The sequence below is a fragment of the Halomonas sp. S3-1-1 genome (assembly GCF_023757625.1).
GTDB lineage: Bacteria > Pseudomonadota > Gammaproteobacteria > Pseudomonadales > Halomonadaceae > Vreelandella.
In genome coordinates, this window is the sequence record NZ_JALGBZ010000005.1 from 57,346 (window position 1) to 73,089 (window position 15,744).

Genomic DNA, 15,744 nt, shown 5'->3' on the forward strand with positions numbered 1-15,744 from the left:
GGAGTCGATCTATGAGCGGCAGAACGATAAATGCGCAGAATCAATATCAAACCACTGACCAAGCGCTCACTGCCGCTCTAGCTACCGGGCGTTGCAGCGATGGACAGAAGTGCGGCATGCCACCCTCGCTTGGCGACGACCGCTACTGCGCCGAATGCCCAAATCAGTTTCTCGACAACATGCCGACGCACAGCAAATACCACCGCGAGATCAAGCCGGGCGTCTGGGTCGATGTTTACGACATATTGCAAGCATGGGATGTGCGAAATAGCGCGCTACAGCACCTCATCAAGAAAGCCTTGGCGCCCGGCCAGCGTGGGCACAAAGACCTAATGACCGACATGGACGACATAATCGCCAGTGCGAAGCGGGCGAAGGAGCTGGAGCAATGATCACTGTCTATTCAAAACCCAACTGCCAGCCCTGCCGCCTCACTAAAGTTCAGCTCGATTCAATGGGCGTCGAGTACGTTGAGAAAAACGTCGATGACAGCGAGCAGGCGCGTAGTGAGGCTCTGGAATACGGTCATCGTCAAATGCCGATTGTCGTAACCGGGGATGACCACTGGAGCGGGTTCAGGCCAGACAAACTGGCGGAGCTGGGAAAGCCGGAGGGGGATTGATGCGCCTATTCATTCCCTTCTACGGCCCAAGCACCAACGCCATCTATGCAGGCGTGCACTGGTCGGTACGCAAGCGCGCCAAGGATGGTGCGCTAAAGGCAGTCAAGGCTGTGGTCGGCCAGCTGGATATCGAAATACCGATATCGACCCGCGTTGACCTCGTATTCACGCCGCAGCTCGGCAAGGGCATCCGCAAACGCGACACCAGCAACAACAGCATGACGGCCAAGCTGGTCGAGGATGCGCTAGTGAAGGCCAAGGTGTTGCACGACGACACCGACGAGTACGTGCGCAACGTAACGAACACGCCTGCCGTGATCAATCGCAAGGGAGATACCGGCGTGTGGGTTGAGATTATCCCGGTAAGCGAGGTGGCGGCGTGAAGTGGAAACTCAAAGACAAGACGAACGACCGCTGTATCGTCTCCGATTGCGGCGCGTATCGTATCAGCCGCTACACCTGCGGCGGCGTTGATCTATTCCTGATCTACCACGGAAACGACGAGATCGGCAGCGCGGACAGTGGCAACGAGGCGCGGCGAGTGGCGGAACGGCATAAGAGCAAGGGGGTGGTGGCATGATGTATGACGACTGGTTGAACGTATCGAGCCCTTGGGCTGTTTTGGACGCGGCGCAAACGAGCAGCTCTGCCCGCGATGCTGCTGTGAAGAGAATCATCGATACGATGTTAGAGCTTCAGCTTGATATGCGGCACGAAAACATCGGGTTTCAGCCCTTTAGTGTCGCGGCAATGGCGGGCGAAGTAATGGGCGGTGGCGGTCGGTCAGACCAGGCAATGATTGCCGCCATGCGATACCACCCCGAAAGCGCTTGGCACCGTGCTTGCGCAGTATTACTGGACAGGCTGCCAAAGCGGCAAGCTGCTGCAATGCTTTTGCAAGCTGCGCGCATACGCCCTGAGAAGCTGGGTGATAGTGATTTCATGGTAACAGCTCGCCAAATGGTTGAGCGCCAGGATCTGCTTTTGAGGCGGATTGGATTTCGTACTAAGACGGCTATGCCTGAAGGAGAGGAGTTGAAAGAACTTTGCGAAGAAGTGGCTTCGATGAGCAAAGAAGAGATGGAGCACTTTACGCCGCCAACAGCTATCCGCCCATTCCATACCGTAAAAGCTTTGCAGGATTGCGCGTTTAAGGCTCGGAGCCTACTCCGTGCATGGATTGAGCAAAATGAGTTCCAAAAAGCCGCGTAAGGCACTGTACGCCAAAAAAAGAATTGCAAAAGCGAGTGGATAGCTTAGAATAACTCTTAAGCTGTGACAGCTACGCCAATTCAGCTCTACTTCAAAGCCTCGCCACTGTGCGGGGCTTTCACGTTAGGGCGACCGGGAATCATCCAAGCATCCCCTTTTGCTCTCGCCGGTCAGCCCACCCTTCTCCTTGCAGCCTCTCCCGAGGCTTTGCCGCTCTTCTTCGCGGCTTTTTTATTCCACTGAGGTCTGCCATGGCACTCTTATTCATGCGAGAAGTGCCGCAAAAAGGCACGGCCACGTATACCCCGCAGCCGTTCATGCTGCCATGGGGTGCCAAAGTCAGCGCCGAGTTCATCGACAAGGTATTTGAAATTTGCGAGCGCATGGGCTGGGGGCCTGACCTGGCTGATGAGCTAATGGGCTGCATGGCGTTCGAATCCGGGCGCACGTTCCGGCCTGATATTCGCAATGCGGCTGGTAGCGGCGCCACTGGCTTGATCCAGTTCATGCCCGCGACTGCCCGCGACCTAGGCACAACTACAGACGCCCTCGCCCGCATGTCCGCCGTTGATCAGCTCGAGTACGTTTACCGGTATTTCACCAAGTACCAGTGGCATCGCCGCGTGAAGTGTCTTGAGGACATGTACATGGCGATCCTGATGCCCAAATACATCTCGAGCCCGCTGGGCGCCGTGCTGTTCAATGATGGCACCCGGGCGTACACGCAAAACCGAGGGCTCGACGCTAACGAGGACGGCAAGATAACCAAAGCGGAGGTGGCAGCCAAAGTGCGCGCCGTGTACCTCGAGGGATTCCGCCCCGAGAATGCCCGCAAGGTGTTTTATGCCGATGCGGCCTAGCCTATGACCCCCGACTCCATTTTCGCACTCATACAGCTACCGCTCGCCGCTGTGACGGCGATCCTGTACGGGCGCCAGTATCGACTGCATGGGCCTGTCCCGTATGCGCGGCATCGGCGCCGCGAATGGCTACGCTCGCAGGTGTGGCTCGCTATTGCCGCTATCTCATGCGGCATGGTCGCCTGGCGGTTGGGTACCATCTCCGATGTCATCGCCCCCGGCTACCGCGCGGCTGGCGGGATGGCAGTCCAGACGCTCTATCAACTCGTTGTTCTCGTTGCCTACGTAGCGTTGAGGGATCACCCCGGACAAAACCAATAGGGGTAGCCCATGGCCGAACTACTGGCGCAACTATGGGCGCTCGGGACATTCCCGTTCCACGATCCACGCATTGCCGCCGCGACGCCCGCGTTTGTCGTGAGTTGGCTGATCGGTAACCGCAACACTGCGCTGGTCTGCGCTGTCATCGCGTTCTGCACGATCAACCTGATTATCTGGCTCAGCGGGATTCCTGCCGGCGGCGCGTACAAGCTGCCCGTCGAAGCAGCTGCTGGCGTAGGCGCTGGGATGGCCCTCATGGGCGTTCATGGCATGCGCGATCGCGTTCAGGGTCTCAAACTCAAAACACTGGCGTCGAGCGTTGTCGATGCAATTCGAGGCAAGCGATGAGACGGCTACTCAAGAGCTACCGCATTCCGTTGTGGGTTGTTGCGCTAATGCTGGTGGCCACGACGGTCATGGCAACAGGATGGGCGGCGGCTCACCAGCGGCGGCTCGAGCATCGCGATTTTTACCTGATGCGCATTCAGCAGCAACAAGAGGCCATCGCCGAGGCTCAACGTGTAAGTGTCGGGCTCATGGCAGCTAACGCAATCATCATCGGCGCGTGGCAGCACGAAAAGACCCGTGCAGACGACAACGAGCAAAGCATGCACGCGGCCAACGGACGACTCGGCCCGCTACGGCGTCAGGTCAACGCGCTGGAGAGTGACGTAGAGCGACTACGCAACAACTGGACGAGCGAGATAGGGGTAGAGCGATGAAACGAATACAGCTCGTTGACGAAGCGCCGGTCTGGTACAAGCTCTGGTCGAACCAAGCGGCACTACTCGCTGCCGTGACGCTGCTACAAGGCCTGCTGCCATTCTGGGAGGGCGTGGTTCCGAGTGAGTGGTTCCAGCTCGCAGGTGCCGCACTGGCTAGCGCGGCGTTTGTTCTGCGCAACATCAAGCAGCCGGGGATCAAGCGAGGGCACGGCAATGCTCAGTAGCGTATGGGCCAAGATCGCTGGATTTTTTGCCCTGCTGGCTGGATTAATGGGGGCTGCCCTGCTCTACACAGGCGGACAACGTGATCGAGCGCGAGAGGCAGCTACACGAGCGAGAGCCGAGGCGCAGAGCAAAAGCGCCGTGCTAGACGCAGAGCGGGCCATCGACAACGCCCGGGCGCAGGCTCGGCAGCAATCAGCGGAGACGCAGCATGAGTCGGATAGCCGCCCTGCTACTACTCGGCCCGATGGCCATTTTCGCCGTTAGTGGGTGCTCGACGGTCGAGTATGTCCCGGTCACGCCGCAATGCACGGTACCGCCTCACCCGGTCATGCCGCTGGTTGATATGGGCGAGGTGTGGGACTCAGCGGGTGACGGTCTGTTTCGTGATATCGAGACTTATGTGAACAACTTATGGGCGTTAGTGGATGAGCAAAACGCTATAATTGAAGCGATCTGTAGTAAATAGATGATATAATTAAACCGTGCGGCTAGACCGGCCAGTCGAAAAGGGTAACGCCTACCCCTGCCGCACTCCTTCGAGGCGATAACATGAGGCGATGTTATGAATATTAGTCAATCTTTTCTGAAAGAGTGCTTAACTTATAACCCGTTAACAGGCGATTTCACGTGGAACGTCAGGCCCAGGAATCATTTTATTTCAAACAGAGGTTGCAATGCCTCTAATGCACGATGTGCAGGCAAGAAAGCTGGGTGTGTATTAACTAACCATAACGGTAAGTATTCCTACGTTCAAATTGGAATAAGTATTAACGGAAAAACCAAGCTATACAAAGCGCACAGATTGGCTTGGCTATATGTATATGGAGAATTTCCAATTAACGGTATTGACCATATTGATGGCAATAGTCTTAACAACTCAATATCAAATCTAAGAGATGTGCCTCAAGCAGTTAACTGTAAAAACAAAAGATTGAGCAATCGGAATACTAGCGGTTATCCGGGTGTTTCGTGGAACTCAAGGGATAAAGCGTATGCAGCATATTTTAAAGCAGGGAATAAACAGCATTCGCTTGGGTATTTTAGGACAGCCGAAGAGGCGGCAGCTATTGCCGCCAAAGCTCGGCTTGAAAATGGTTATATAGACCGCCCGAGCAACTAAGTGACATTAAATAAATAGCATTGCATGACGAGCAGCGGGCGATGATTGAGGAGCTGTGTGATGGCTGACGAAAACGACGGGCTCCAGCAGCCTGCATCGGGGAGCGCTCTGAATGCTGGGAGAGCCCGGCGTTAGCGCACAGAGTGTTCCACCGATGCGGTAACAAACGATCAAAGGTAACGATATGGCAAAGAAACCCGATTGGGAGGCCATTGAGTCGGCCTACCGGGCTGGCTCTTTGTCTATCCGCAATATCGCCGAAAAGCACGGCGTAAGTGACACAGCGATTCGTAAGCACGCCGCCAAGCATGGATGGCAGCGCGACCTTACAGAACAGGTCAGGAAGGCAGCTCGCGATAAACTGGTTCGCGAGAAGGTTCGCGAATCGGGTTCGCAAGAACCAGCGCGAACTGATGCGGAGATTGTTGAGGAGGCGTCTACCGAAGCGGCGTCGGTTGTGCTGGCTCATCGGAACGACCTTGCTCAATGGCGAGGCATATCTGCAAAGCTGCTACGCGCCCTGGGGGCTATGGAAGTCGATGAGTCGAACCATGGCGACTTCGCCCGCTCTCTCAATGCTGGCGTCGATGCGCAGCTCAAGGTGATCAAGGGTGAGCGTCAGGCGTACAGTATGGACGAAGCTGGTCCGCCCTCTGAGTCACCATCCACTATCCAGACCAACACGCTTTCAGACGAAACGCTGCAGGAGTTAATGAATGCCCGCCGCGCTGAGCCTAAGCAGTGAAGATTGGCTTGCTATAGAGCGAGAATACTGCGCCCGCTCGCTGGCCAACTTTGTTCGCGAGGCGTGGCATGTGCTAGAGCCTGGCCAGCCCTACATCCACGGCTGGCACGTTGACGCTATCTGCGAGCATCTGGAAGCTATCACCAACGGTGACCTTAACCGCCTACTGATCAACATTCCACCCGGCACCATGAAGTCCACGCTGACCAGCGTATTTTGGCCTGCATGGGAATGGGGCCCGAAGGCGATGCCCCACGTCCGCATGATTGGCGCGTCGCATGAGCAAGGCCTGGCCGTTCGCGACACGCGCAAGATGCGCAACCTGATCAACTCGACATGGTTCCAGGAGCGTTGGCCGACGGCGCTGACGAGTGACCAGAACCAGAAGACGTTCTACGAGAACGAGGCGACGGGCTGGCGTCAGGCCTGTGCGGTGGCGAGCATGACCGGTAAGCGTGGCGACCGCGTAGTGTGGGATGACCCGCACAGCGTCGAGGCCGCCCTTTCTGCCGCTCACCGCGAAACGGCTCTGCGGGTATTTCAGGAAACGCTACCCACCCGACTGAACAACCCGGACACGTCGGCCATCGTCATTGTCATGCAGCGACTGCATGAAGCAGACGTATCAGGGTTTATCCTCGAGGACGACTACGGATACGAGCATCTGTGCCTACCGATGGAGTTCGAGCCTGAGCGCCGATGCACGACCACCCTGGGCTTTACCGACCCGCGTACCGAAGACGGCGAGCTGCTGTTTCCTGAGCGCTTTAGCCGTGAAACGGTAGACCGTGACAAGAAAATCATGGGTGCCATGGCGGTGGCTGGACAATTCCAGCAGCGGCCTGCCCCGCGTGGCGGCGGCTTCTTTGAGTGGCAGAAGCTGGGCTTTGTCGATACCGCGCCACGCCTACAAAAGGTCGTTCGCTTCTGGGATAAGGCTGGCACTGATGGCGGTGGCGCGTTTACGGCTGGCGTCAAGATGGGCGTTGGCCAGGATGGCAACTTCTATGTGCTTGACGTTGTGCGCGGGCAATGGGGCGCTGCTGATCGTGAGCGCACTATCAGGGCTACCGCTGAGCTGGATGGCCATGGCGTAGAAATATGGATCGAGCAGGAGCCCGGATCAGGTGGCAAGGAGTCTGCTGAGGCTACAGTGCGCAACTTGGCTGGCTACAACATCCACGCTGAGCGCCCTACTGGTGACAAGACCGTTCGTGCAGAACCATTCTCAGTTCAGGTCGAAGCAAGCAACGTCTATCTGGTTCGCGGAGAGTGGAATCAGGCCTATGTAGACGAGGTGAAAACCTTCCCTGTCGGCAAGTACAAGGACCAGGTGGACGCCAGCGGCGGCGCCTTCAATAAGATCGCATCTGACAATTTCGCGGCTCGATTCGCAGTATTTTCCAGTTAACCCGGAGGCAGCATGCCGACATTCAACGAGGACGGCTATCAGTCTGCTCTCATCGGCGACCGTGCGCGCAATCGGCGCGGGCGTGTCGTGGATCATGCCGAGATTTATGGCCGGGGTGGCCTGCCTGCTCGCGTCATTGACATGCCTGCCGATGTCTCAATGTCGCGTGGCATAGAGGTTGAAAACGATCACGAAGATGTGATCGATGCAGAGCTCAAACGGCTGGATCTCGTGGGCAATATGTCTGATGCCCTGCGCTGGTCGCGGCTGGATGGCGGCTCCGCCCTGCTGCTGATGACCGAAGATGGCCAGTTATTCGAGCCGCTGCCTGATGAGATTAGCCGTATAACCGAGATTCGTGTTATCGAGCTGAACCAGATCAGCGTGGCGCCGGGCGGATACTACAGCGACCCGAACCTGGACAACTACGGTGAGCCGGAGATTTACCAAATCACACCTAATGCGTTTACCGGTGGCCGAGCGAGCTTCTTCAACGTCCATGAATCGCGCCTTTTTCCTGTCTATGGCGACCCGCTGCCTCAGCGCATCCGCACCACGCTGACTGTGCCTTGGGCGGGCCGCTCAGCGGCGGATAAGCCCTTCGCCACCATCGCCAATTATGAGCGCGCCTTGGTGCTGTCGCTTGAGGTGCTGAAACGCAAGCAACAAGCCGTGCACAAGATGAAAGGCCTAGTGCAGATGCTTCAAACGGACGACGGCGAGAAGCAGGTGCGTAAGCGCGTTGACTTGGTCGACGAGGTGCGCTCGCTGATGAATGGCGTGGCCGTCGATAGTGATGACGATTACAACGTCTACGATCAGAGTGTGTCTGGCCTTAAGGAGCTGCTGGGCGAGTTTCAGGTGGCGGTAAGTGCTGACACAGGCATCCCGGTCACGGCGTTGTTTGGGCGCTCGGCATCGGGGCTCAATAGCACCGGCGAGAACGACCTTGAAGGCCTGTACGACCTATGCGAGGGGCTGCAACGCACATCGGCCCAGCCTGCTATTCATCGGCTGATCAAGGCGATTTGCACTCAGCGCGGCACGTCTTGGCCGGGCGACTGGAAGATCAAGTGGCCGTCACTCTGGACGCCGACTGACGCCCAGCAGGCTGAAACGCGGTTCAAGAATGCCCAAGCGGACAAGGCCGAAGCCGACGCCCGGCAGGTGGACTTCGATATTGGCCTGGTGAGCGAGGTCGAGCTGCGCGCCGATGCTGTCAACGATGGCCGCTACGGCCTGGGGGTGAAAGATGGCTAAACCTAAATGGGCGCACCCGCAGGCCATCGAGTCCGAGTACGTTACCACGTTGCGCCATTACGCCCGCCGATGCCAGCGCGCTACCAATGAGCTGCTGATGCCTGAGATTGACGCGCTAGTGGTTCAGGCGGGATTGCGCGGCGACGCCCTGGGTGACCAGCCGACAAATGAGTCATCTTGGGCCGACCGGCTGGCCGACATGCTCAAGCGGATACTAGCGGCGCTTACCGGCATCGGCCAGCTCGGCATATTCGCGAACATGCGTGGGCCGGGCACGGCTGACGACGTGGGCGTGCGCGACTACGGCGCCCGGGTCGAGGCGTTCAACAAGCGGCAGCTCCAGCGTCAGGTTGAGCGCGTCTATGGCGAGCGATACAGCCGCCGCGAGCCGTGGCTGGATGGCCTGATGCGCGCCTGGGAGCTGGAGAACCTCAAGCTGATTCGCTCAATCCCTGAGCAGTACGTCGAGCGGCTTCAAGGCGTGGTTACTCGTGCCATATCGCAGGGTCTGCCCACTAGCGCTGTCAAAGACGAGATCCGGGCGCAGTACAAGCACCCCATGAATCGGGCTGACCTCATAGCTGAGGATCAAATTGGTAAACTCAATGCCCAGATCACCGAGTACAGGCAGAAGGCGGTGGGCATCAAGGAGTACATCTGGCGCGGCATCGATGACGGCCGTGAGCGCCCTGAGCACCGAGCCAGAAATGGCAAGGTGTTCCGGTGGTCTCACCCGCCGCCCGATGGCCACCCTGGTATGCCCATTCATTGCCGGTGCCGTGCCGAAGGTGTCTGGCCCACTAGAGAGGAGGCGCGACTGAATGACAACAGTCAACCGCCATGATCGCGTGCCGCTCAAGGCCCGCTACACCGAAGACGACTATCTCGAAGATGCGCCCGTTCTTACCCGAACGGGCGTTTTCGTTTACCGCCAGCCGAACGGCACGATCCGCCGCGAGCTGCGCCGGGCCGATGACGTGTTTCACGCCGACTCGCTGGCCAGCTACCGGAACAAGCCCATCACCAAGGGGCACCCGGGTAAGGTGAACGCCGCCAACGTTAAGCAGCACCAGATAGGCACAGTGACCACGGTGGGTCGTCAAGACGGCGATAACGTCGTCAGCGACATCGTGATCCATGATCCCCGGGTGATAAAGCAAGACGGCTGGAAAGAGCTATCTGTCGGCTACTCGGTCGACCTCGACGAGACCCCCGGCGAATACAACGGAGAGCGCTACGACGCGATCCAAACGAACATCCGCGTTAACCACCTCGCGGTTGTGCCAGCGGGCCGGGCCGGTAACGCCCGCCTCAACCTGGATGCGGCGGATGCCGTGACTACCATTGGCAACGATGCCGAACCACCCACTGACGAGGATGATCCCGTTATGAACAAAGTACGACTCGACAACGGTCTCGAGTACGACGCCGCACCCGAGGTGGCACAAGCGTACTCGAAGGCGCGTGCTGACGCTCTGGACGCCGAGAAGCAGCGCGATACCGAGAAAGCCCGCGCTGATGATGCCGACGCCAAGCTGGCTGCCAAGGACAAGGAGATCGAGCAGCTCAAGCAGGATGCAGTGAAAGAGGCGCGCGCCCGCGTCGAGCTGGAAGCCGCTGCCAAAGAGCACGGCGTCGAGATCAAGCAGGACGCCACCGACCGCGCTATCAAGGAGCAGGTCATTACCAAATTGCGCGCTGACGCCGACCTGACGGACAAGTCAGACGCCTACGTCGATGCGACCTTTGACATCGTGACCAAGGATGCCGGGCAGCGCCGCAACGACGCCGCCGATCAGCGCCGGACCGTTACCGGCAACCTGAACGCCCGCCAAGACGGCGCGCAAGACCAGAGCGGCGCCATGACAGCCCGCGAACGCATGATCGCCCGCCAACGCGGCGAAAAAGTTGAAGGAGACGCGAAATGATCCCGCAAATGCAAAAGGCGTTCGCTGGCATGAAAGCCGACGCCGGTTTCGACCGCGTTGAGTCGTTCTGTGCGGCTGGTGATATCGGTTTCGGGCTGGTGATCGGCGTTGGTGCTGATGGAAATGTTGCCCCCGGTGGCGGCACCCGTTTGGCGGGCCTTGCGCTGCACGATCACACCAAGCTGGGCGGCTACAGCCAGTACGACATGGTATCCACGCTGACCAAGGGCCTCGCATGGGCGCAGGTAACTGACGAAGGCGCCGTGACCAACGGTGGCGCCGTCCAGTATGCCGCCGATGGCACCGTGGGTGACGCTTCCGGTACCGCCCTGCCCAACGCCGTATTCCGCTCCGAAGCTGAGACCCTCCAGGACGGCACTGTCATCGCCAAGATCGAACTGGCCGCGCCGTTCGCAACCGCATAAGGAACCCGAATCATGAGCTTCAAGACCCACATGAACTACGATGCGGCAGACCTTGCGGTCATCATGTCGGCATCGGACCTCCTTGGCATCCGCGAGGATCAGGGCATCTTCCTTGCCCGCCAGCTCGACTACGTGAAGTCTCGCATCTATGACGTAAATACCGCGCCCCTGCGCGGCCTGCGCCTAGTGCCCATGTCCACCGAGGTGCCGGAGCACGCCGAGTCGTTCACCTACCGCATCTGGGATATGGTCGGCATGGCGGTGTTTATCTCGAACTACGCCGACGATCTGCCCCGCGCTGACGTTTCTGGTAAAGAAGCGACCGCCAAGCTCAAAAGCCTGGGTGACGCCTACGGCTACAGCCTGGACGAAATGCGTACAGCGCAGGCGCTGGGTGTCGCCCTTTCTGAGCGTAAGGGTCGCGCTGCCCGTCGCGCTATCGACGAGCTGATTAACCGCGTTTGCCTCGTCGGCGATGCTGATCACGGCTTCTACGGCATCACCAACCACCCGAACGTGGGCGAAACCGTCATCACCGGTAACTGGACCGACCCGGCCACCACCGGCTTGCAGATCCTCGACGACCTGTTCGCCATGTACGACGCCGTGCGTATCCAGTCCTACGGCTACCACATTCCCAATACGCTGGGCATCGCGCCGACTCGCCAGACCGTGCTGTCACGCAAGAGCGTCAACGGCGAGAACGGAAATTTCGAGTCGGTCTGGACGCGGTTCAGCGCGCAGTATCCGGGCGTTGAAATGATCGACGCCTACGAGCTCGAGCCCAGCGCGTCAGGCGCTGATGACTCTGTGGTGCTGATGTATGAGCGCGACGAGGACAACCTCTCTATCGAGGTGCCGCGCGCGTTCGAGCAGCTGCCGGCCGAAAAGCGCAACCTGGAAATGGTGATCGCCTGTATCGCCAAAATCTCGGGCGTGAACATCTACCGTCCGCTGTCCATCACCAAAGGCGTGGGAGCGTAACCAATGGCCGAGTTCAAGAACGATTCAGTGGGTGTCATCAACTACGGGGGCGAGATGATCGCCCCCGGCAAGACCCTGGCCGCTGACGAAAGTCATCCGGGCATCAAGCGCATGATCAAGCGCGGCGTGCTGAGCAAGGTGGATGGCCGCACCAAAGCGGCCAAGCAGGAAACCAAGCAGGACGCGAAGTCCGGCGAGTAACCCGAGGGGCTTAACGCCCCTCCCAGATTCGAGGATGCCAGCATGTCGCAATTCACTATCGAGAGCGATGGCTCAGGACCGGGAACACGATTGAAGCGTGATGGCATGCAGGTAGAGCATGTGCGAAGCGTCAACTTCCGCATCGCGGATGATGAGTTTGCCCAAATCGAGGTCGAGTATCGCGCAGAGCCATTCGAGATCAATACCGATGCAGCGCACTTTCATTGCATCGGTACCGACCTGGCTGAAAGTGACGAACGAGCAGTGCTGGCCTACCTCAAAGACAAGTATGAGTGAGCGCCATGGCGACCTACATCACGATTGCTGACGTTGACGCCTATCTGGGCGAGACGTGGGCCGAAACAGCCAGCAAGCCGCGCTACGTCGCCATGGCCAACGCATGGTTGACCGCTAAGGGTGTGAGCGATGCCCAGCCCATACCGGCTGAGATTGTTACCGCAGGCTGCGAAGTGGCCGCTGCCGCCGCCGAGGGCCAGCTCTACGTCGAGCATGCCCAGGGCGCGGTGACTGAGAAGCGCGTCAAGGCGGGCGAAGTCGAAAGCCAGAAGAAGTTCGCGGATGCCTCGGCGACGTTCGGTGATAATGCATCGCTACCCCAGCGACTGCAGTTTGCCCTAGCGCTCATCCAACCCTACGTCGCCCCCAAAATGTCGATCATCGTCGGATATGGAGCCCACTGATGCTTATTTTTACGTCCGACCCGATCGCCAGCGGCGTGACGCAGGAGTTTACGGCCTACAGCCAGCCGTTCTTTATCGTGCTGAGCGGCCAGTTTGCGCCGTCGGCGTCGAGTTCGAGCTACGGCACCGCGCAGGTTCAGTGCCTGGCAGAGAGCGGCGAATGGGTCGACGTGGCCGGACATGCTTATCGGATGCCTGCTGTCGATTCGTTCATGATCCCACCCGGCGCTAAAGCGCGCGTTCAGGTTGAGCGCACCGGTGGCGTGACGGTCGAGATCCACGACAGCGACCCGACAGAGGTGCCCGCATGAGCTACCCGATATTGAAACTGTTGCGGCAGATCATTACTCCCGAGGGCCGGTTGCAAGTTGACGTTGGTTCATCCGGTCTCAGCGTCCGCTACCGGGCGTTCTACGAGTACAGCGTGCCTGCTGGCGAGAGCCGCTGGATTCGCCTCAACTTCCCATCCGACGTAACGGTTACGTCGATGATTCTCGACAATGACCTGGGCGTGGCGCGACTTCGCGCATGGCGTGGCGCTACCGGTATCGGTCCTTGGTCGGCAATGGAGTCGCCTCTCAGCGGCCTGTTCGCCAGCAACAATTCGGGCGGCGCTGGTGGACAGCCTAGCGCGACGGTAGAGCTGGGTGGAGACGGTTCAGTAGACACCATTGGCGGCATCGTCAGCCTGGTGACACGCGCACGCTCGAGCAGTAGCAACAAAACAGCGGTTTCCATCGGCAAAACCGTGACCGATGAGCTGGTCGCCGCCGCTGGCGAGTATTTCGTTCAAATCGAATCGCTGGAAAGCATGGCCCTCGAGGGCGTTTTTAGCATCGAGTTTGAAGAACGGACGGTGTAGCCATGGGCCTACGCGACGAGATCCAGGCCGACATCGCCGAGGCGTTCGATGACGAGGACGGGCTGGCTGATGCCGTCGAGCCGTTGCGCGGGCGTCGGACTATCTCGACCGATGACTATGACGTGGACGTAGGGGGTTACGCGGAAGAAACGCTGACCTACCGTGGACGCGGCGTATTCGGCTCTTTCAGCCAGCAGATCGTCGATCAATCGCTGATCCTATCGACGGATGTCAAAGTCACGATTCTGCAAAGCGAGCTGGTTGGCGCTGATGGTCAGCCCATCACCCCCGCCGTGGACGACTACATCGACGGGCTTAAAGTCATCGACGTGCAGCAAGACCCGGCGCGGGTTACGTGGTCGCTGCAATGTCGCGGGACGCGCACGCCGCCGCTCATGGAGCTGGTTCTGGTGGACAGAAATAACGTCGTTTTGACCGATCTGAACGGCAACGTACTAGTGGAGGCCGCCTGATGGCTGATTTTGATACCCGGCAGATTGATATTGACGGCCTGATTGCCACGGCGAACGCCGCTCTACCTGCCGCCAGTGCAGCGCCAGTGGCTACATCGGGCGCCTACAGCGACTTGTCGGGCCTGCCTGTATTCGGCAATGCCGCATTCACCGAAGCGACGGACTACGCCACCCAAGCTCAAGGCGAAATAGCAGAAACCGCTGTCCAGCCGGGTGAACTGGCGACAGTGGCAACGAGCGGCCAATACGATGACTTGGTAGGCACGCCGTCGTTAGGCACAGCCGCTGCCGCCGATACCGGCGACTTCGCAACCGCTGAGCAAGGCCAGAAAGCCGATACGGCGGCTCAGGCAGTGGGCTTCACCACCATTGCAGTGGTGACCGAATACCCAGCCGAGGAAGATCCAAATACCCTCTACGTGCTGGTGTCAGCATGAGGCTCGCCGACGCTCAGGCTCTGCGCATCGGCGGGCAGGACGCGCTCGAGGCCCGGCTGGGTGGGCAGATCGTCTGGAGCGCCCAGCCGCCCGATAATGGTGATGTCGAGCTGTCTGCAATAATCGCTGACTCATTCGGCGCCGGCCAGGTTGGCTCGGTCTACATTCCTCGCCCAACAGTGCTTGGCCAGCAGGCGCTTTGGCAGGACTCGGCAGCAACGATCCCGGTCATTGCGGATGGCGACCCGGTTGGGCGAATAGACGACCTTAGTGGCAACAATCGACACGCTACTCAGGATGTCAGCGCCAATCGCGGGGTTTACCGCACGAGCAATGGCTTGCACTGGATCGATGCGGCAGGCGGTGCTTATTACAGGATTCCCGCGCTAAACCTGAACAACGGGGCCTTTTTTGTAGCGTCGGTGAGCAAATCAACGTCTGGCACATCGATCTTTCTGTCAGGCAATGGGGCGGGATATTTCCACTTCCGTGACCACAACTGGCGAAAGGGTTTCACGTACATCGACACCCCAGCGCGAATCAGTATCAATGCATCGCCTTCTCAGCGTGTGAATGTGAGCGGCGGTCAAGTCAGCATCAGAACCAATGACGTGCTACAGGAGTACACCAACAGCGCCGCAGCCAATACGGCAGGCTTTGATGGTGTGAACTCCATCTTTGCTTACCCGGATGGCGGATCGTCTGTCGACATGGACTTTTACGGGATCATGTTGATGGAGGTGAAGGTTTCTGCGTCTCAAGAGCAGCGTATTCTTGATTACCTAGCGGGGTTACGCCAATGAGTACGGAATACATCTATCGCGCAACGATTGCGGTGCCTGAGTAGCATATAGCGCTGGGCAACGCGCTCGCGCTCGTTCTGGGCGAGTCTCCGGCAGATCGAAACACGTTCGACTCAGTGGATTACCAGGACGCAGATGGAAACCGCTACAGCGTGGCCTCGACAGTCGTTAAGCAGGCATTCACGGACGGCGCCGGCAGTGAGTTAGTAGCGCCCGGCTTCGCGCCTGATGCCGACCTTGATAAAGCCCGTGCCGGCCAGGCCATGCTGTCGATCAATGATCAGCCGGCAGGGCCGGATATCATCGCGGTTGCGCTGGGCGGCCGTCTTGAATCGGCAAACGAGCATTTGCAGCGGCTTGGTCTATCGCTCATTCCCGACGAACCGGAGGTAGACGATGGCTAGAGGATGGAGTCGCCCGCTCAGCGGG

The 15,744-nt window shown here is 59.0% G+C and carries 27 protein-coding genes; all 27 read left to right on the forward strand.

Annotation, left to right across the window (positions count from 1 at the left end; translation table 11 throughout):
* Positions 1 to 11 precede the first annotated feature (11 nt).
* The 27 genes from MQW23_RS14765 (at position 12) to MQW23_RS14895 (ending at position 15,719) form a co-directional block, all read left to right on the forward strand.
* Positions 12 to 392 (forward strand): hypothetical protein, encoded by a 381-nt coding sequence (locus MQW23_RS14765; protein WP_252108969.1) that lies wholly within the window; start codon positions 12 to 14, stop codon positions 390 to 392.
* Positions 389 to 622 (forward strand): glutaredoxin family protein, encoded by a 234-nt coding sequence (locus tag MQW23_RS14770; RefSeq protein ID WP_252108970.1) that lies wholly within the window; start codon positions 389 to 391, stop codon positions 620 to 622. Before MQW23_RS14765 ends, MQW23_RS14770 begins: the two co-directional genes overlap by 4 nt.
* Complete coding sequence (locus MQW23_RS14775) at positions 622 to 1,005, forward strand: RusA family crossover junction endodeoxyribonuclease (protein ID WP_252108971.1); 384 nt, start codon at positions 622 to 624, stop codon at positions 1,003 to 1,005. The genes MQW23_RS14770 and MQW23_RS14775 overlap by 1 nt, the downstream gene beginning before the upstream one ends.
* Entirely contained in the window at positions 1,002 to 1,202 is a 201-nt protein-coding gene (locus MQW23_RS14780; protein WP_252108972.1) for a hypothetical protein, read from the forward strand. Before MQW23_RS14775 ends, MQW23_RS14780 begins: the two co-directional genes overlap by 4 nt.
* Positions 1,199 to 1,834: a hypothetical protein gene (locus MQW23_RS14785; RefSeq protein ID WP_252108973.1), complete on the forward strand. Its 636-nt coding sequence runs from the start codon at positions 1,199 to 1,201 to the stop codon at positions 1,832 to 1,834. Before MQW23_RS14780 ends, MQW23_RS14785 begins: the two co-directional genes overlap by 4 nt.
* 251 nt (positions 1,835 to 2,085) lie before the next feature.
* A complete protein-coding gene (locus MQW23_RS14790) occupies positions 2,086 to 2,694 on the forward strand; it encodes a lysozyme family protein (protein ID WP_252108974.1) in 609 nt (202 codons plus the stop codon).
* 330 nt (positions 2,695 to 3,024) lie between these two features.
* Entirely contained in the window at positions 3,025 to 3,363 is a 339-nt protein-coding gene (locus MQW23_RS14795; protein WP_252108975.1) for a hypothetical protein, read from the forward strand.
* Positions 3,360 to 3,737 (forward strand): hypothetical protein, encoded by a 378-nt coding sequence (locus MQW23_RS14800; protein ID WP_252108976.1) that lies wholly within the window; start codon positions 3,360 to 3,362, stop codon positions 3,735 to 3,737. Before MQW23_RS14795 ends, MQW23_RS14800 begins: the two co-directional genes overlap by 4 nt.
* Entirely contained in the window at positions 3,734 to 3,964 is a 231-nt protein-coding gene (locus MQW23_RS14805) for a DUF7940 domain-containing protein (RefSeq protein WP_252108977.1), read from the forward strand. Before MQW23_RS14800 ends, MQW23_RS14805 begins: the two co-directional genes overlap by 4 nt.
* Before the next feature lie 209 nt (positions 3,965 to 4,173).
* A complete protein-coding gene (locus tag MQW23_RS14810) occupies positions 4,174 to 4,431 on the forward strand; it encodes a hypothetical protein (RefSeq protein WP_252108978.1) in 258 nt (85 codons plus the stop codon).
* Positions 4,432 to 4,527: 96 nt separating this feature from the next.
* A complete protein-coding gene (locus tag MQW23_RS14815) occupies positions 4,528 to 5,085 on the forward strand; it encodes an HNH endonuclease signature motif containing protein (RefSeq protein ID WP_252108979.1) in 558 nt (185 codons plus the stop codon).
* Positions 5,086 to 5,269: 184 nt separating this feature from the next.
* The gene (locus MQW23_RS14820) at positions 5,270 to 5,830 is read left to right on the forward strand and encodes a hypothetical protein (protein WP_252108980.1); all 561 of its coding nucleotides are present in this window, start codon (positions 5,270 to 5,272) and stop codon (positions 5,828 to 5,830) included.
* Positions 5,802 to 7,241 (forward strand): phage terminase large subunit, encoded by a 1,440-nt coding sequence (terL, locus tag MQW23_RS14825; RefSeq protein WP_252108981.1) that lies wholly within the window; start codon positions 5,802 to 5,804, stop codon positions 7,239 to 7,241. The genes MQW23_RS14820 and terL overlap by 29 nt, the downstream gene beginning before the upstream one ends.
* 12 nt (positions 7,242 to 7,253) lie before the next feature.
* Positions 7,254 to 8,501, forward strand: a complete 1,248-nt coding sequence (locus tag MQW23_RS14830; RefSeq protein ID WP_252108982.1) for a phage portal protein — start codon at positions 7,254 to 7,256, stop codon at positions 8,499 to 8,501.
* Positions 8,494 to 9,345 carry a phage head morphogenesis protein gene (locus MQW23_RS14835; protein WP_252108983.1) on the forward strand — a complete coding sequence of 284 codons (852 nt, stop codon included), beginning with the start codon at positions 8,494 to 8,496 and terminating at the stop codon, positions 9,343 to 9,345. Before MQW23_RS14830 ends, MQW23_RS14835 begins: the two co-directional genes overlap by 8 nt.
* Positions 9,323 to 10,429, forward strand: a complete 1,107-nt coding sequence (locus MQW23_RS14840; RefSeq protein ID WP_252108984.1) for a DUF2213 domain-containing protein — start codon at positions 9,323 to 9,325, stop codon at positions 10,427 to 10,429. The genes MQW23_RS14835 and MQW23_RS14840 overlap by 23 nt, the downstream gene beginning before the upstream one ends.
* The gene (locus MQW23_RS14845) at positions 10,426 to 10,854 is read left to right on the forward strand and encodes a structural cement protein Gp24 (protein ID WP_252108985.1); all 429 of its coding nucleotides are present in this window, start codon (positions 10,426 to 10,428) and stop codon (positions 10,852 to 10,854) included. Before MQW23_RS14840 ends, MQW23_RS14845 begins: the two co-directional genes overlap by 4 nt.
* A 12-nt stretch (positions 10,855 to 10,866) precedes the next feature.
* The gene (locus MQW23_RS14850; protein ID WP_252108986.1) at positions 10,867 to 11,838 is read left to right on the forward strand and encodes a DUF2184 domain-containing protein; all 972 of its coding nucleotides are present in this window, start codon (positions 10,867 to 10,869) and stop codon (positions 11,836 to 11,838) included.
* 3 nt (positions 11,839 to 11,841) lie between these two features.
* Positions 11,842 to 12,039, forward strand: coding sequence for a hypothetical protein (locus tag MQW23_RS14855; RefSeq protein ID WP_252108987.1), 198 nt, complete (start codon positions 11,842 to 11,844; stop codon positions 12,037 to 12,039).
* A 42-nt stretch (positions 12,040 to 12,081) separates the two neighbouring features.
* Entirely contained in the window at positions 12,082 to 12,336 is a 255-nt protein-coding gene (locus MQW23_RS14860) for a hypothetical protein (RefSeq protein ID WP_252108988.1), read from the forward strand.
* 5 nt (positions 12,337 to 12,341) lie between these two features.
* The gene (locus MQW23_RS14865) at positions 12,342 to 12,740 is read left to right on the forward strand and encodes a DnaT-like ssDNA-binding protein (RefSeq protein ID WP_252108989.1); all 399 of its coding nucleotides are present in this window, start codon (positions 12,342 to 12,344) and stop codon (positions 12,738 to 12,740) included.
* Complete coding sequence (locus MQW23_RS14870; protein WP_252108990.1) at positions 12,740 to 13,051, forward strand: hypothetical protein; 312 nt, start codon at positions 12,740 to 12,742, stop codon at positions 13,049 to 13,051. Before MQW23_RS14865 ends, MQW23_RS14870 begins: the two co-directional genes overlap by 1 nt.
* Entirely contained in the window at positions 13,048 to 13,602 is a 555-nt protein-coding gene (locus tag MQW23_RS14875) for a hypothetical protein (RefSeq protein ID WP_252108991.1), read from the forward strand. The genes MQW23_RS14870 and MQW23_RS14875 overlap by 4 nt, the downstream gene beginning before the upstream one ends.
* Before the next feature lie 2 nt (positions 13,603 to 13,604).
* Positions 13,605 to 14,075: a glutamate 5-kinase gene (locus tag MQW23_RS14880; RefSeq protein WP_252108992.1), complete on the forward strand. Its 471-nt coding sequence runs from the start codon at positions 13,605 to 13,607 to the stop codon at positions 14,073 to 14,075.
* Entirely contained in the window at positions 14,075 to 14,512 is a 438-nt protein-coding gene (locus MQW23_RS14885; protein WP_252108993.1) for a hypothetical protein, read from the forward strand. The genes MQW23_RS14880 and MQW23_RS14885 overlap by 1 nt, the downstream gene beginning before the upstream one ends.
* Positions 14,509 to 15,315 carry a hypothetical protein gene (locus tag MQW23_RS14890; RefSeq protein ID WP_252108994.1) on the forward strand — a complete coding sequence of 269 codons (807 nt, stop codon included), beginning with the start codon at positions 14,509 to 14,511 and terminating at the stop codon, positions 15,313 to 15,315. Before MQW23_RS14885 ends, MQW23_RS14890 begins: the two co-directional genes overlap by 4 nt.
* Positions 15,316 to 15,431: 116 nt before the next feature.
* Positions 15,432 to 15,719 carry a hypothetical protein gene (locus MQW23_RS14895; RefSeq protein ID WP_252108995.1) on the forward strand — a complete coding sequence of 96 codons (288 nt, stop codon included), beginning with the start codon at positions 15,432 to 15,434 and terminating at the stop codon, positions 15,717 to 15,719.
* The last annotated feature ends 25 nt before the right edge of the window (positions 15,720 to 15,744 follow it).